At 63.5% G+C, this 15,285-nt stretch carries 15 protein-coding genes; 10 read left to right on the top strand and 5 right to left on the bottom strand.

Annotated elements, in window-relative coordinates; translation table 11 throughout:
• From X733_RS0135350 to X733_RS143175, 3 genes are all read right to left on the bottom strand, one after another.
• A partial coding sequence (locus X733_RS0135350) for an iron-sulfur cluster assembly protein (RefSeq protein WP_031193760.1) occupies nt 1-323 on the bottom strand: 323 nt, incomplete at its 3' end.
• A 77-nt stretch (nt 324-400) separates the two neighbouring features.
• The gene (locus X733_RS143170) at nt 401-1,405 is read right to left on the bottom strand and encodes an inorganic phosphate transporter (RefSeq protein WP_023703518.1); all 1,005 of its coding nucleotides are present in this window, start codon (nt 1,403-1,405) and stop codon (nt 401-403) included.
• Between the two features lie 3 nt (nt 1,406-1,408).
• Nucleotides 1,409-2,050 (bottom strand): DUF47 domain-containing protein, encoded by a 642-nt coding sequence (locus tag X733_RS143175; RefSeq protein ID WP_023673429.1) that lies wholly within the window; start codon nt 2,048-2,050, stop codon nt 1,409-1,411.
• 158 nt (nt 2,051-2,208) lie between these two features.
• On the opposite strand from X733_RS143175, the gene X733_RS143180 reads away from it, so the two are divergent.
• The 10 genes from X733_RS143180 to X733_RS143225 all read left to right on the top strand — a co-directional run bounded on the left by X733_RS143180 (nt 2,209) and on the right by X733_RS143225 (nt 12,874).
• Complete coding sequence (locus X733_RS143180; RefSeq protein WP_023673428.1) at nt 2,209-3,108, top strand: LysR family transcriptional regulator; 900 nt, start codon at nt 2,209-2,211, stop codon at nt 3,106-3,108.
• Nucleotides 3,109-3,303: 195 nt separating this feature from the next.
• Nucleotides 3,304-3,783, top strand: a complete 480-nt coding sequence (locus tag X733_RS143185) for a formate dehydrogenase subunit gamma (RefSeq protein WP_023753004.1) — start codon at nt 3,304-3,306, stop codon at nt 3,781-3,783.
• Nucleotides 3,780-5,336 carry an NADH-quinone oxidoreductase subunit NuoF gene (locus X733_RS143190; RefSeq protein ID WP_023753003.1) on the top strand — a complete coding sequence of 519 codons (1,557 nt, stop codon included), beginning with the start codon at nt 3,780-3,782 and terminating at the stop codon, nt 5,334-5,336. The genes X733_RS143185 and X733_RS143190 overlap by 4 nt, the downstream gene beginning before the upstream one ends.
• A gap of 10 nt (nt 5,337-5,346) precedes the next feature.
• Complete coding sequence (gene fdhF / locus X733_RS143195; RefSeq protein WP_023819545.1) at nt 5,347-8,259, top strand: formate dehydrogenase subunit alpha; 2,913 nt, start codon at nt 5,347-5,349, stop codon at nt 8,257-8,259.
• A gap of 349 nt (nt 8,260-8,608) precedes the next feature.
• Nucleotides 8,609-9,439, top strand: coding sequence for a formate dehydrogenase accessory sulfurtransferase FdhD (fdhD, locus tag X733_RS143200; RefSeq protein WP_023715596.1), 831 nt, complete (start codon nt 8,609-8,611; stop codon nt 9,437-9,439).
• Entirely contained in the window at nt 9,429-9,743 is a 315-nt protein-coding gene (locus X733_RS143205) for a formate dehydrogenase subunit delta (protein WP_023688796.1), read from the top strand. The genes fdhD and X733_RS143205 overlap by 11 nt, the downstream gene beginning before the upstream one ends.
• A 134-nt stretch (nt 9,744-9,877) precedes the next feature.
• Complete coding sequence (locus tag X733_RS143210; RefSeq protein WP_023715595.1) at nt 9,878-11,431, top strand: alpha/beta fold hydrolase; 1,554 nt, start codon at nt 9,878-9,880, stop codon at nt 11,429-11,431.
• 110 nt (nt 11,432-11,541) lie between these two features.
• Nucleotides 11,542-12,021 (top strand): carboxymuconolactone decarboxylase family protein, encoded by a 480-nt coding sequence (locus tag X733_RS143215; protein ID WP_023715594.1) that lies wholly within the window; start codon nt 11,542-11,544, stop codon nt 12,019-12,021.
• A 6-nt stretch (nt 12,022-12,027) separates the two neighbouring features.
• Nucleotides 12,028-12,459, top strand: a complete 432-nt coding sequence (locus X733_RS143220; RefSeq protein WP_245274485.1) for a nuclear transport factor 2 family protein — start codon at nt 12,028-12,030, stop codon at nt 12,457-12,459.
• A 55-nt stretch (nt 12,460-12,514) separates the two neighbouring features.
• Entirely contained in the window at nt 12,515-12,874 is a 360-nt protein-coding gene (locus X733_RS143225) for a hypothetical protein (RefSeq protein ID WP_023819544.1), read from the top strand.
• A gap of 28 nt (nt 12,875-12,902) precedes the next feature.
• Here X733_RS143225 and X733_RS143230 read toward each other — a convergent pair whose 3' ends face one another.
• Nucleotides 12,903-13,526 (bottom strand): hypothetical protein, encoded by a 624-nt coding sequence (locus tag X733_RS143230; RefSeq protein WP_245274484.1) that lies wholly within the window; start codon nt 13,524-13,526, stop codon nt 12,903-12,905.
• A 228-nt stretch (nt 13,527-13,754) separates the two neighbouring features.
• A complete protein-coding gene (locus X733_RS143235) occupies nt 13,755-15,182 on the bottom strand; it encodes a gamma-aminobutyraldehyde dehydrogenase (RefSeq protein ID WP_023819542.1) in 1,428 nt (475 codons plus the stop codon).
• Nucleotides 15,183-15,285 lie beyond the last annotated feature (103 nt).

Raw genomic sequence — 15,285 nt, 5'->3', positions numbered from 1 at the left:
GGCGCGGCTGGCGCAGCCGGCGGTGCGGGCCTGGGCGCGGGACGCGACGCAACCGGAGCCTCCATGCCGCCGCCCTTCTTCTCCGCCGTCAGCGCGACGACGGCGCCGGCGACACCAGGGATCGCCTTGACGACACGCTCGGCTGCGGCGCGCAGCGGCTCCATCTCCTGTGCGCGGGCGGCGGGAACGGTGATCGAGAAAAACACTTTCGAATCGGCGATGAAAATCTCCGAAACCATGCCGAGGTCGACGATGTTGCCGGTGAAGTCCGGCCCGTTGACCGTCTTCAGACGCTCGGTGACGATTTCCTTGGTGACGGACATGCATTGTTCCCTAGGCGTTTGGCTGCGGCTCAGATAGTGCAGATTGGCAGCGACTCCAAGCACCACCGGTGTCCGCCTCACCCTGCCAGGCCAACCGCTAGGTAGGTGAGCGCCGAAATTGCAGCCGTGGCCGGCAAGGTGACGATCCAGGCGATGACGATGTTGCCGGCAATGCCCCAGCGCACGGCCGAGACGCGGCGGGCGGCGCCGACACCGATGATGGCCCCGGTGATGGTATGGGTGGTCGACACGGGAACGCCGAGCCAGGTGGCGGCAAACAGGGTGATGGCGCCGCCGGTCTCGGCGCAGAAGCCCTGCATCGGGTTCAACCGGGTGATCTTCGAGCCCATCGTGTGGACGATGCGCCAGCCGCCGAACAAAGTGCCGAGCGCCAGTGCTGTCTGACAGGTGAGGACGACCCACAGCGGCACGTAGAACGTCCCGCCGAGCATACCTTGCGAATAGAGCAGCACGGCGATGATGCCCATGGTTTTCTGGGCGTCGTTGCCGCCGTGCCCTAGCGAATAAAGCGAGGCCGAAAAGAACTGCATGACGCGGAAAGTGCTGTCGACGGCGAACGGTGTCTGGCGCACGAACAGCCAGGAAACGGCCAGGATGAGGACCAGCGCCAGAACAAACCCTGTCGCCGGCGACACGACGATTGCGGCGACCGTCTTGCCAAGCCCGGTCCAGACGATGGCGCCGGGCCCAGCCTTTGCAACGCCGGCGCCGACAAGCCCGCCGATCAGGGCATGCGAACTGCTGGACGGGATGCCGGCAATCCAGGTGACGATGTTCCAGACGATGGCGCCGACGAGCGCCGAGAAGATCACCGCCGGCGTGACGATGCTGACGTCGACGATACCTTTTCCCACGGTTTCAGCCACGTGAAGGCCGAAGAACATGAAGGCGATGAAATTGAAGAAAGCCGCCCACAGGACCGCATATTGCGGTCTCAGCACGCGGGTGGAGACGATGGTGGCGATGGAGTTCGCTGCATCGTGCAGGCCGTTGAGAAAATCGAAAAACAGCGCGACGGCGACAAGGCCGATCAGCACGGGAAAGGCGATGGTGGCTTCCATTGCCTAAACGTTCTCGATGACGATGCCGCTGATCTCGTTGGCGACGTCCTCAAAGCGGTCGACCACCTTCTCCAGCTGGCCGTAGATCTCCGAGCCGATCAGGTAGGCCATCGGATCGCTGCGGCCATGCCGCTTGAACAGGTCCTTCAATCCCTGCTCATGCAGATCGTCGGCGCGGCTTTCGACGCGCATCACCTCTTCGGCGATGGCGTTGAGGCGTACCGTGTGCGTGCCGACCTTGCTGAGCAGCGGGATTGCTTCGGCAACCAGCCTGGAGGCGGCAACGATGACGCCGCCCATCTCCTGCATCAGCGGGTCGAATTCCTTCTTTTCGAACAGCTTCACCGTCTTGACGGTCTTGTGCATCATGTCGATGGCGTCATCCATCGACTGGATCAGGTCCTTGATGTCGCCGCGATCGAAGGGCGTGATGAAGGAACGCCGCACCGCCAGCAGCACTTCGGCCGTGATATGATCGGCCTCGTCCTCGAGATCGATGATCTTCTGGCACCAACGATCGATGTCCTTGCCCTGCAGGAGCTGCTCCAGCGCCTCGGCGCCGCCGACCACGGTGCGGGAATGCCGTTCAAAGAGGTCGAAGAAGCGATCTTCGCGCGGCAAAAGCTTGCGGAACCAGCCCAGCATGTCCGATCTCCTCGTATTCCATCCAACCACATAGCGCCGTGTTCGGCCGGGGGAAACAGCCAGCCGGCCCAAAGATGTGGATGCATGGCCAATTGCGGGTAGAGCTTGCGGCGAAAGGCAATTTCCCCGACCTTGCGCGAAACGAACGGACGGATGGTATGATCGACAAGCTCGAATTCTTCATCGCGCTGGCCAAGGAGGAGCATTTCGGCCGGGCGGCGGAAGCATGCGGCGTCACGCAGCCGACCTTGTCGGCCGGGATCAAGCAGCTGGAGGGCCAGCTCGGCGTCATGCTGGTCAATCGCGGTTCGCGCTTTCAGGGGCTGACGCCGGAAGGCAAGCAGGTGCTGGTGTGGGCGCGTCGCATCGTCGGCGATTCCAGGACCATGCGCGAAGAGATGCGGGCGGCGCGACATGGCCTGTCCGGGCGTATCCGTATTGCCGCCATCCCGACCGCCCTCGCCATGGTGGCGCGGCTTACGACGCCATTTCGCGAGAAGCATCCGGGCGTCACCTTCTCTATCCTGTCGCGCACCTCGATCGAGGTGTTGTCGCTGCTCGGCAATTTCGACGCCGATGCCGGCATCACCTATCTCGACAACGAGCCTCTCGGACGGGTGACCAGCGTGCCGCTCTATGACGAGCGCTACCAGCTGATCACGGCGGTCGGAAATCCCTATTCGGATCGCGACAAAGTGACATGGGCCGAAATCAGCCAGCTGCCGCTCTGCTTGTTGACGCCGGACATGCAGAACCGCCGCATCATCGACCAGCATCTGGCCGAGGCCGGCGTGCAGGTGCGGCCGACACTGGAATCCAACTCGATGATCGTGCTGTTCTCCCACATACGGACAGGCAAATGGTCGTCGATCATGCCGCTCAACCTGGCGGAAACATTCGGTTTTTCCGAGCCGATCCGGGCCATTCCGATCGTCGAACCGGATGCCAGCCACACGGTCGGGCTGGTCGCCGCGCCGCGCGAACCGCACACGCCGCTGGTGCAGGCGCTGCTGGACGAGGCGATGGCGCTGGCAGACGATTTCCGCGCCAATCGCTGAGCTAGTCATAACTGGTCAATCGGCGCGATAGAAATTTTCTATCGTGCAACGAAACCGCTTTATTGATTTCATAGGTTTTCTCTGATTTCTTAAGCACTTAGCGATTAAGCGGCGTAGGCATGTCGTTGTTCCAAAACCGCTTCATGCTTTTGGACGATTATATGCATCGATCGCTACGATAGGGAGGGGCGCTGCGTGACGATGCAGCCTGCAAGTACCGAGATACAGTCGCGCACGGCGGCGATCATCCAGGAGTTGAAGGGCCTCGAAGGCCCCCTGCTGCCGATCCTGCACGAGATCCAGGAAGAATTTGGCCACGTGCCGCAGGACGCCGTGCCCGTCATCGCCGATGGGCTGAACCTGTCGAGGGCCGAAGTGCATGGCGTCGTGACCTTCTATCATGATTTCCGTGCCCGGCCGGCTGGCCGGCATGTGCTCAAGCTCTGCCAGGCGGAAGCCTGCCAGTCGATGGGTTCGGATGCGATCGCCGCAAAGGTCAAGCAGTTGTTGGGCATCGATTTCCATGAGACCACCCGCGACGGATTGGTTACACTTGAGCCTGTCTATTGCCTCGGGCTGTGCGCCTGTTCACCGTCGGCGATGCTGGATGGTGAGGTGATCGGGCGGCTCGATGACGAGAAGATCGAAGAGATCGTCGGGGAGGTACGCTCATGATCCCGCGCATCTACATTCCAGGTGACTCCGGCGCGCTGGCGCTCGGCGCCGAAAAGGTCGCCAAGGCTGTTCGTGCGGAACTGGCTGAACGGGGCGTCGAGGCCAAGATCGTCCGCAACGGCTCGCGCGGCGCCTATTTCCTCGAACCGATGGTCGAGGTCGCGACCGAAAAGGGCCGCGTCGCTTACGGGCCGGTCAAGCCATCGGACGTCAAGAGCCTGTTCGACAGCGGCTTTCTCACCGGCGGGCATCACAAGCGCTGGCTGGGCGCGCCCGACAAGATCCCGTTCCTGGCCAAACAGACGCGCCTGACGTTCGCGCGTTGCGGCATCAACGACCCGCTATCGCTCGACGCCTACAAGTCACTGGGCGGGCTGAGGGGCCTGCAGAACGCGGTGGCCATGGCGCCGCTCGACATCGTCAAACAGGTCACGGAATCGGGCTTGCGCGGCCGCGGCGGCGCCGGCTTCCCGACCGGCATCAAGTGGAAGACGGTGCTCGATACGACATCTGACCGCAAATACATCGTCTGCAATGCCGACGAGGGCGACAGCGCCACCTTTGCCGACCGCATGATCATGGAGGGCGACCCCTTCGTGCTCATCGAAGGCATGACGATTGCCGGCATCGCCACCGGCGCGACCAAGGGGTTCGTCTATATCCGCTCGGAATATCCGCATGCGGTGGATGTCATGAACAAGGCTGTCGAGGTCGCCCGCAAGGCAGGCGTGCTCGGCGTCAGCGTGCTGGGTTCGCCCAACCCCTTCGACATGGAAATCCGCGTCGGCGCCGGCGCCTATGTCTGCGGCGAGGAAACGTCGCTGCTGAACAGCCTTGAAGGCAAGCGCGGCGTGGTCCGAGCCAAGCCACCGCTGCCGGCAATCCAGGGTCTGTTCGGCAAGCCGACGGTGATCAACAACGTCATCAGCCTAGCCTCCGTGCCCATCATCATGGACAAGGGTGCGGCCTTCTACAAGGATTTCGGCATGGGCCGCTCGCGCGGCACGATCCCGATACAGATCGCCGGCAACGTCAAATTCGGCGGCCTGTTCGAGGCGGCCTTCGGCATGACGCTGGGCGAAATCGTCGACGATATCGGCGGCGGTACGGCCACTGGTCGCCCGGTGAAGGCGGTGCAGGTCGGCGGCCCGCTCGGCGCCTATTTCCCGCGCGGCCTGTTCGACACGCCGTTCGACTACGAAGAGTTCGCGAAGCGCGACGGGCTGATCGGCCATGCCGGCATCACCGTGTTCGACGACACGGCCAACATGCTGAAGCAGGCGCGCTTTGCCATGGAGTTCTGCGCCATCGAAAGCTGCGGCAAGTGCACGCCCTGCCGCATCGGCTCGATACGCGGGGTGGAGACCATCGACCGGATTGCCGCCGGCATCGAGCCGGAGAAGAACCTGGCTCTGGTCACCGATCTCTGCAACACGATGAAGTTCGGATCGCTCTGCGCGCTGGGCGGCTTCACGCCCTATCCGGTGATGAGCTCGATCACCCATTTCCCCGAAGATTTCAAGCCCGCGCCGGCGCGCGTGGCTGCTGAATAGGTGCTGGCAGATGAATATCAAGGCCGACTTCCCGACACTCATCGAAGAACTCGATTACGGAACCCCGGAATCGAAGGCGCAAAAGCAGGTTACGCTGATCGTCGACGGCCGCAGCATCAGCGTGCCGGAGGGTACGTCGATCATGCGCGCGGCGATGGAAGGCGGGGTCGAGATCCCAAAACTCTGTGCCACGGACATGCTGGACTCGTTCGGCTCCTGCCGCGTCTGCCTGGTCGAGATCGACGGGCGCGGCGGCACGCCGGCATCCTGCACGACGCCCGTCGGCGAAGGCATGGTGGTGCGCACGCAATCCGAGCGGCTCGACGCCATCCGCCGCGGTGTCATGGAGCTTTACGTCTCCGACCACCCGACCGGCTGGAACGAGAAGGCCGGTACCGGGGCCAGCGAGTTCGACGTTGTGGCGAAGTCTGTCGGCCTGACCGAGAACCGCTTCGGCATCGAGGGCCGCAACCACGTCAAGCAGGAAAACGGCGTCGCGCCCGGCCATGGCTCGCTGGCGGTCGACTACATCGCCCGCGATGAGTCCAACCCCTATTTCACCTATGATCCGGCGCAATGTATCGTGTGCTCGCGCTGCGTGCGGGCCTGCGAAGAGGTGCAAGGCACCTTCGCGCTGACGATCGAGGGCCGCGGTTTCGAATCGCGCATGGTCGCCGGCATGCACGAGGATTTTATCGCCTCCGAATGCGTATCCTGCGGCGCCTGCGTGCAGGCCTGTCCGACCGATGCGCTGCGTGAAAAGACCGTGCTTGAGAAAGGCATGCCCGAGCGTTCCGCTGTCACCACCTGCGCCTATTGCGGCGTCGGCTGCTCGTTCAAGGCAGAAGTGAAGGACGACGAAGTCATTCGCATGATGCCCTACAAGGACGGCAAGGCGAACCACGGCCACTCCTGCGTGAAGGGCCGTTTCGCCTATGGCTATGCCACCCACAAGGACCGCATCCTGTCGCCTATGATCCGGGAAAAGGTCAGCGATCCCTGGCGCGAGGTGAGCTGGGAAGAGGCCATCGCCCATACGGCCAAGGAATTCCGCCGTATCCAGTATCAATACGGCCGCACCTCGATCGGCGGTATCACGTCCTCGCGCTGCACGAATGAAGAGACCTATCTCGTCCAGAAGCTGGTGCGCCAAGGCTTCCGCAACAACAATGTCGACACTTGCGCGCGCGTCTGCCACTCGCCGACCGGCTACGGCCTCGGCCAGACCTATGGCACCTCGGCCGGCACGCAGGATTTCGATTCCGTCGATTTCACCGATGTCGCCGTCATCATCGGCGCCAATCCGGCTTCCGCGCACCCGGTGTTCGCCTCGCGGCTGAAAAAGCGGCTGCGCCAGGGCGCCAAGCTGATCGTGCTCGATCCGCGCCGCACCGAAATGGTCAAGTCGGCGCATATCGAGGCCGACTATCACCTGCCGCTGAAGCCCGGCACCAACGTGGCGGTGCTGACGGCGCTGGCGCATGTCATCGTCACCGAAGGTCTTTTCGACGAAGCCTTCATCCGCGAACGCTGCGACTGGGCGGAGTTCCAGGATTGGGCTTCTTTCGTCGCCTTGCCGGAAAACAGCCCCGAAATCGTCGGCAAGCTGTCCGGCGTCGATCCCGAACTGGTCCGAGGTGCTGCGCGGCTCTATGCCAAGGGCGGCAATGGCGCGATTTATTATGGCCTCGGCGTCACCGAACACAGCCAGGGTTCGACCACGGTGATGGCGATCGCCAACCTTGCCATGGCGACGGGCAATATCGGCCGTCCCGGCGTCGGCGTGAACCCGCTGCGCGGCCAGAACAACGTGCAGGGTTCCTGCGACATGGGCTCGTTCCCGCATGAACTGCCGGGCTACCGCCACATCTCCGGCGAGGCGGTGCGCGACATCTATGAGACGTTGTGGGGGGTGAAGCTCGACGACGAACCGGGCCTGCGCATCCCCAACATGCTGGATGCCGCCGTCGACGGATCCTTCAAGGGCATCTACATCCAGGGCGAGGACATCCTGCAATCCGACCCTGATACCAAGCATGTCGCGGCCGGCCTGGCGGCGATGGAATGCGTCGTCGTGCACGACCTGTTCCTCAACGAGACAGCTAACTACGCGCATGTCTTCCTGCCGGGCTCGACCTTCCTGGAAAAGGACGGCACCTTCACCAATGCCGAGCGCCGCATCAACATGGTGCGCAAGGTGCTGGAGCCGAAGGCGCGCTATGCCGACTGGGAAGCGACACAGGAGCTTGCCCGCGCGATCGGGCTGGATTGGAACTACCAGCATCCCTCCGAAATCATGGACGAGATCGCCAAAACGACGCCAAGCTTCGCCGGCGTCTCTTTCGATCTGCTCGACCGTGTCGGATCGGTGCAATGGCCCTGCAACGAGAAGGCGCCGCTCGGCACGCCGATCATGCATATCGACGGCTTCGTGCGCGGCAAGGGCAAGTTCATCCGCACAGAATATGTGGCGACCGACGAGCGGACCGGGCCGCGTTTCCCGTTGCTGCTGACCACCGGTCGCATCCTCAGCCAGTACAATGTCGGTGCACAGACAAGGCGCACCGAAAACGTCATGTGGCACTCGGAGGACCGGCTGGAGATCCATCCGCACGATGCCGAGAACCGCGGCCTGCGCGATGGCGACTGGGTGCGGCTGACCAGCCGTTCGGGTGAGACGACGCTGCGTGCGCTGATCACCGACCGGGTGTCGCCAGGTGTGGTCTACACAACGTTCCACCATCCCGACACGCAGGCCAACGTCATCACCACCGACTTCTCGGACTGGGCGACCAACTGCCCGGAGTACAAGGTGACCGCGGTGCAGGTCGGCGCCTCCAACGGGCCTTCGGACTGGCAGCGCGATTATAACGAGCAGGCCGAGCAGAGCCGCCGCATCGCAAAGCTGGAAGCGGCGGAGTAGTCTTGCCACGGCGTTCGACAATAAGAGCTTCAATCTTGACGGTTGGTCGACCCCTACTCCGTCAGGAAGGACGCGAGCTTATGCCGCCTGGCGCCTTTCTTCTCCCTCCGGAGGGGGGAGAGGTGGCGCCGCGAAGCGGCGACGGAGTGGGGGAAGCCGGCCCCGCAACACGCAGCCGTCGAAAGTCGCGCACAACCCAAAGAGCAGGCAAACCGGCCTATCTGGCGAGCAGTCGACCCCCACTCCGTCAAGCTTCGCTTGACACCTCTCCCCCGGTCGACGGGGGAGAGGAAAGGCGCGAGCCTCCACAGCTACTGCTAAGGACGAACAGGGCAGAGGGGCGCGCCTCGTGACCCGCAAACGCCAAGCCACCACCCAAATCTCTCGCCTTGCCCACCGCGCCAGCGGCACGACATCGGCCAACCGCATGGTGCCGGAGGAGACGCCGGTGGCGTTCTCCTTTGCCGGCACCACCCATGCGGTGATGATGGCGAGCCCGGCCGATTTCGAGGATTTCGCGCTCGGCTTCTCTCTGACCGAAGGCATCATAGCCTTGCCTGACGAAATCGATGCGATCGAGGTCGGGGACCATGGCGCCGGCATCGATATCCAGATCCGGCTGAAGGACCAGGCCAATACGCGCTTCGAGACGCGGCGCCGGCGCTTGGCCGGGCCGGTTGGCTGCGGGCTGTGCGGCATCGAATCGATCGAGGAAGCGATGCGCTCGGTCGACAAGGTTGGTGCGTCCAAGCTTACGCTTGAAGCCGACGATATCACCCGTTCGGTAAAGCTTTTGTCCAAGGTGCAGCCTCTGCATTCAGAAACCGGCGCCGTGCACGCAGCGGGCTTCTACATTCCCGGCAAAGGCATCGTCATGGCGCGCGAGGATGTCGGCCGGCACAATGCGCTGGACAAACTGGCCGGCGCGCTGGCCAAGGCCGGCATTGACGGTGCATCGGGCGCGGTGGTGGTGACATCACGCGTCTCAGTGGAGATGGTGCAGAAAACGGCGGCGATCGGCTCCGCCTTCATCATCGCCGTGTCGGCGCCGACAGCCCTTGCCATCCGCACCGCCGAAGAGGCCGGCATGACGCTGGTGGCGCTGGTGCGCGGCGACGATTTCGATGTTTTCACCCACCCGGAACGGGTGGTCTTGGGAGTTGCCCAGCATGTCACATGACGAAGAACACATCACGAGCACCGGGGAAAAGCTGGTGCGCATGGCCAACCAGATCGCCGCCTTCTTCCATTCAAGGCCCCGCGAGGAAGGTGTGGCGGGCGTGGCCGAGCACATCAACAAGTTCTGGGAGCCCAGGATGCGCCGGCAGTTCTTCGAGATGCTGGACAGCGGCGGCGAAGGTTTTGACGAACTCGTCGTCGTGGCCTCGGCCAGAATCAAGCGGCCGAAGACCGAGGAGCAGGCCGATGTGAGCATCGGCTACGTCCAACCCACGGGTGCAGAGAGCGCCGCTCCCCAGAAATAGCCTCCCCCAGAAATGGCGGGCGAACACGGCTCGCCGCGGGCTATATTCCTGTCTTCTAAAGTTTGGCTGCCGCATCCGCCGGGCGTCTGCTATGGTCGGCGATCAGAAATCGTCTGGCCGGGCGGGATAGCAACGTGAGGCCGATCGAGACGCGATATGCCCTCAGCGGCGACGTGCGGATCGCCTATCAGGTGGTCGGCCAGGGATCGTTCGACCTGGTTTTCGTGCCCGGCTTCATCTCCAATCTCGACCTGCATTGGGAAGACGAGGGCTACGCCAGGCTCTTGAAACGGCTCTCGGCGTTCTCGCGGCTGATCCTGTTCGACAAGCGCGGCACCGGCCTCTCCGACCGCGTCGACCCACGCCACCTGCCCAGCCTCGAAACCCGCATGGACGATGTGCGCGCGGTGATGGATGCCACCGGCAGCGGCCGCGCGGCCTTGCTCGGCGCTTCGGAAGGCGCGCCGATGGCAATGTTGTTTGCCGCCACCTATCCGGAACGGACACGAGCGCTGGCGCTCTATGGCGGTTATGCGCATTTCCACAAATGGGTGATGTCGCCGGAGCGCCTCGAGGCCTTCATCGCGACGGCCGGCACGGAATGGGGCACGGGCGCCACACTGCCCAACTTCGCTCCCGGCCGGGTAGATGATGCGCATTTCACCCAGTGGTGGGCACGCTTCGAACGGCTGTCGGCCAGTCCGACGGCAGCGGCCGCACTTGCCCGGATGAATGCCGGCATCGACGTGCGCGGCGTGCTTTCGGCGATCAGCGCACCGACGCTGCTCATCCATCGCCGCGACGACGCGCGCGTCGACCCCGACGCCAGCCGCTTCCTGGCGAAAAACATCTCGAATGCGCGATTGGTCGAGGTCCCCGGGCGCGACCACCCGATCTGGACCGGCGATGTCGACCGGGTGGCCGACCTGATCGAGGAATTCCTGACTGGCGAGCGTGCCGTGGCCGAAGCGGAGCGCGTGCTTGCCGCTCTTCTGGCGACACGCATCTACGACACGGCGCGGGTTGGCGACCGCATGTGGAGCGAACGTAGCGAGCGCTTCCAGGAGAGCTGGCGGCAGCTGGTCGGCCGTCATGGCGGACGCGTCGCCGGCATCCATGGCGAATTGATGATCTCGCGCTTCGACGGGCCGGCGCGGGCCATACGCTGCGCGGCGGCACTGCGCGATGCGGCGCAACATATGGGCATTGCAAGCGCCCAGGGCGCCCATGTCGGTGAGGTCGAAATGCGCGGGCCGCCGGTGGGGCTGATGGCACGGGTGACGATGCAGATCGCCGCCCATGCCGGGCGCGGCGATATTCTGGCGTCGCGGCTGGCCGCCGATCTGGCGGCGGGGTCCGGCTTGCGTTTCATCGATGCCGGGCGTGTCACGGTGGATGAGCTGGACGAGCCGCTGGCGCTGGTCCAGGCGACGTCGGAACAGCACCTGGAGCCGGCCTGCCGCCCCAAGGCGAAACCCGCCGAGCCGGCTCAACTGACGGCGCGCGAAAGCGAGGTGGTGATCCTGATCGCCGACGGCAAGAGCAATGCCGCGATCGCCGCCGAGCTGAGGCTCAGCGAGCATACGGTCAAGCGTCATGTCGCCAACATATTGCTGAAGCTCGATTTGCCGTCACGGGCGGCGGCAGCGGCATTTTCCGCCAGGCAGGCTGGCCCGGACGGGCCATAGGGACCATGGCGCTTTCGGGCGAAGCGGCCAGGTGGGGTCGAGGTGTACCAATTCTCTCCATGCAGGCCAGGCGGATGTCGCCGGGAAAGGCACTGCGGATGGAGGATGCAATGCTGAAGTCAAACAGGTCGATCAAATCGCTGGTGATAGCGGCAGGCGTTGGCGCGCTGTTCACGATCGCTCCCGCCAAGGCCGAGGATGCCTCGGCGGCCGCCGCCTACAAGGACATCGAGGCGACGCTCGGCTCGGTGCCGGACATGTTCAAGACGCTGCCGGATGTCGCGGTTGCCGGCGCCTGGGCCGAGATCAAGGGCGTGCAGCTCAACCCCAAGACCGCGCTCGACGGCAAGACCAAGGAACTGCTGGGGCTGGCCGTCGCCTCGCAGATCCCCTGCCAGTACTGCATCTATTTCCATACCGAGGCCGCCAAGCTCAATGACGCGACCGACGAGGAGATCAAGGAGGCGATCGCGATGGCGGCCATCGTGCGCCACTGGTCGACGATGCTCAACGGCAGCCAGGTCGATTTCGCGACCTTCAAACAGCAGACCGACGGCGTGTTCGCAGCCGTCAAAGCCAAGTCGCAGTGAAAGAAAATGCCCGGCGGTGCGCCGGGCAGTGCTTGTGATCATCAACCGCCCGATCGACGGGCCATGGAGGAAAAAATGCTGACCAAGGCGCAAAACGTGGACGGCGCGGCGATCAAGAAAGCGATCGAAGGACGGGACGGCAGGATGCTGGCGAGTTTTTACGCCGACGACGCGCTGGTGCGGGTGATCGACCGCAACAATCCGCCGAGCAAGCCGCGCGAGATCCGCGGCCGGGCGGCGATCAGCACGTTCTGGGACGACATCTGCAGCCGGGCAATGACCCACAAGGTCGACACCACCATCGCCGATGGCGACAATCTCGCCTTCACCCAGGCCTGCGCCTATCCGGACGGAACGAAAGTGTTCTGCGCGGCGATGCTGGAGCTGAAGAATGGGCGGATTGCACGACAGACCGTCGTGCAGGCCTGGGACGAGTAGTTCCACCGCGGAAAGATCAACCGCGGTTTGGGCCGCAAAACTGGAGGAGACAAAAATGTTCAGCGCCAGATGGCAGATCGACGCCAAGTTCGGGCACAAGCAGACCGTGCTCGACTTGTTGAAGAAATGGGAACGCGAGATCGGCTCTCAGGTCGCATTGCCGATCTCGAGTTCCAGATCATNGATCGGCTCTCAGGTCGGCATTGCCGATCTCGAGTTCCAGATCATGACCGGTTCGGTCGGAGCTCGGGAAGCGACGGTCGAATCGCATCATCAGGTCGAAAGCCTTGCCCAGCTGGAGGGATTCTTCGCCAGGATCGGCAAGATCGACGCGCACGCCAAATGGGGCAAGGAGATGGAGCCCTACGTCGTTTCAGGCACCAGCCTTTGGAACATCTACCGCATCGTGGAGTAGCGGTGGCAGGTGCAGCAGTTTTCGGCCATCAGTTGCGGCGGCCGAAACTCGTCCGCTGCCCGGAAAACCGCCCTTCCCTGGCCAATCCGGCAGCCGCGACACGTGCCGGCTGATTGGGCAATGTGGCCTGCTTGGCCAGGGCCGCCGCTATCAAGGCGTCGGCCTGGCGCGCGCGCTGGTCCGCGCCGGCATCTCCGGCAGGGTTGCCCGCCACGGCGGAGGTCGACATCCGCCGGCGGGGTTTGAAAGCAAGATAGAGAAGCAACGCGCCGAGCAGTCCAGCCCCAATGACGATCGTCAAACGCGTGCCGGTCATGCCGGTGCGTTCGATCTGGGTGGGGTTGGCGGGGTTCTGGACGACGGTGAGCTTGTCGCCGACCTGCGGTTCGCGGGCACCGTTCTTGTTCAGCTCCATCGTGGCCTCGACGGCGTCGGCGCCGGTGCCGACGCGCAAGGTGCCGGTGAATTTCTGGGTCACCTTCCACTCTTTGTCAGCATGAACCGTCTTGAACGCATCCACCAGTTCGCACGGGATCGTGGCGGTGCTGACGGTCTTGTAGACAATCTTGTGGGCGGTCGATTCCATGTCGCATTCGACATTGACCGCGAGGATTTCAGCAGGCGCCTCGGGCCAGCCGCTCTTCTTGATCATGTCCTTGCCGCCGAACACAGCGATCAGCAGACAGAAGCCGCCAATGAGTACCAGCTTGATCTTGGTCGTGTTCATGCGCAAACCCCTCGCCGCGCGGTTTCCCGGCAAGAGGCTGCTCGTTCAGGTTGAATATTCAGTAAATCGTGAACTCCCGCCGTACCGCAAAACTAACTCTCGCTTAATGTACAGAAAACGGGTTGGCGAATATTTTAGAGATATTGGCGGCCTCTACCCATGCGCCACCATCACATGACGAACAGCGGTATAATCCTCCAGCGCATAGAGAGACATGTCCTTGCCGTAGCCAGACTGCTTCAGCCCGCCATGCGGCATCTCGTTGGTCAGCATGAAATGGGTGTTGATCCAGGTGCAGCCATATTGCAGACGGGCGGCCGTCGCCATGGCGCGCGAGACGTTCTTGGTCCACACCGAGGATGCCAGGCCGTAGTCGCTGTCATTGGCCCAGTTCACGGCTTCATCGACTTCGGAGAAGCGGGTGATGGAGACGACCGGACCGAACACTTCGCGGCGCACGATCTCGTCTTCCTGCAGCGCGCCGGCAACCACCGTCGGCTGGTAATAGAAGCCGGAGCCTTCGCCCGGCTTGCCGCCGGTGGTGATCTCGATGTGCTTCAGTTCCGAAGCGCGCTCGACGAAGCTCGAGACGCGATCGCGCTGGCGGCGCGAGATCAGCGGCCCGATCTCATTTTCGGTGTCGTCGGGCTGGTTGTATTTGATGGTCGAGACGGCAGATGAGAGATCGGCGACGAGCTTGTCGTAGATCTTCTTGCCGGCATAGATGCGGCAAGCGGCTGTACAATCCTGCCCGGCATTGTAGTAGCCGAAACCGCGCAGGCCGTTGACCACGGCGCCGAGGTCGGCGTCGTCGAAAACGATGACCGGCGCCTTGCCGCCGAGTTCCAGATGCGTGCGCTTGACCGACTTGGCGGCGGCCTGCAGCACCTTCTTGCCCGTCGCGACGTCGCCGGTGATCGAAATCATGTTGACCTTGGCGTGATTAATCAGCGTGTTGCCGACGCTGTCGCCGCGGCCGAGCACGACATTGACGACGCCCTCGGGCAGCACCTCGGCCAGGATCCTGGCCAGCTTCAACGCCGTCAGCGGCGTCTGCTCCGACGGCTTGAAGACGACGGTGTTGCCGCCGGCAATGGCCGGCGCCAGCTTCCAGGCCATCATCATCAGTGGATAGTTCCACGGCGCGATGGAAGCGACAATGCCGATCGGATCGCGCCGCACCATCGAGGTGTGGCCGGGAATGTATTCGCCGGCGACCACGCCCGGCATCGAACGCACAGCGCCGGCAAAGAAACGATAGCAGTCGACGATCGCCGGGATCTCGTCATTGAGCACGGCGTTGATCGGCTTGCCGCAATTCAGCGCCTCGAGCGCCGCGAACTCCCGCGCGTTGGCCTCGATGCGGTCGGCGATCTTGAGAAGATAGCCGGAGCGCTGCGCCGGCGTTGTGCGTGACCACAAGACGAATGCTCGCCCGGCGGCAGTAACAGCCGCCTCGATCTGCGCCTGGTTTGCTTCAGGCAGGTTGAGAATGGTCGCCCCGGTCTTTGGATTCAGAATCGGCTCCTCGGTCTCGGTGCCGTTCTCGAATTTCGAGCCGATCAGCATCTGGGTGTCCATGCAGGTTCTCCTCGGTCAGGAGCGAGTAGCGAATAGCGAGTAGCGAATAGGGCTGGTCGTGCAATCTCCCCTATTCGCTATTCGCTACTCCCTATTCGCTGTT

The sequence above is a fragment of the Mesorhizobium sp. L2C066B000 genome, from assembly GCF_000502335.1.
Classification (GTDB): Bacteria; Pseudomonadota; Alphaproteobacteria; order Rhizobiales; family Rhizobiaceae; genus Mesorhizobium.
The sequence above is the reverse complement of the archived record's forward strand: the minus strand, read 5'-3'. Positions and strand labels throughout refer to the sequence as shown.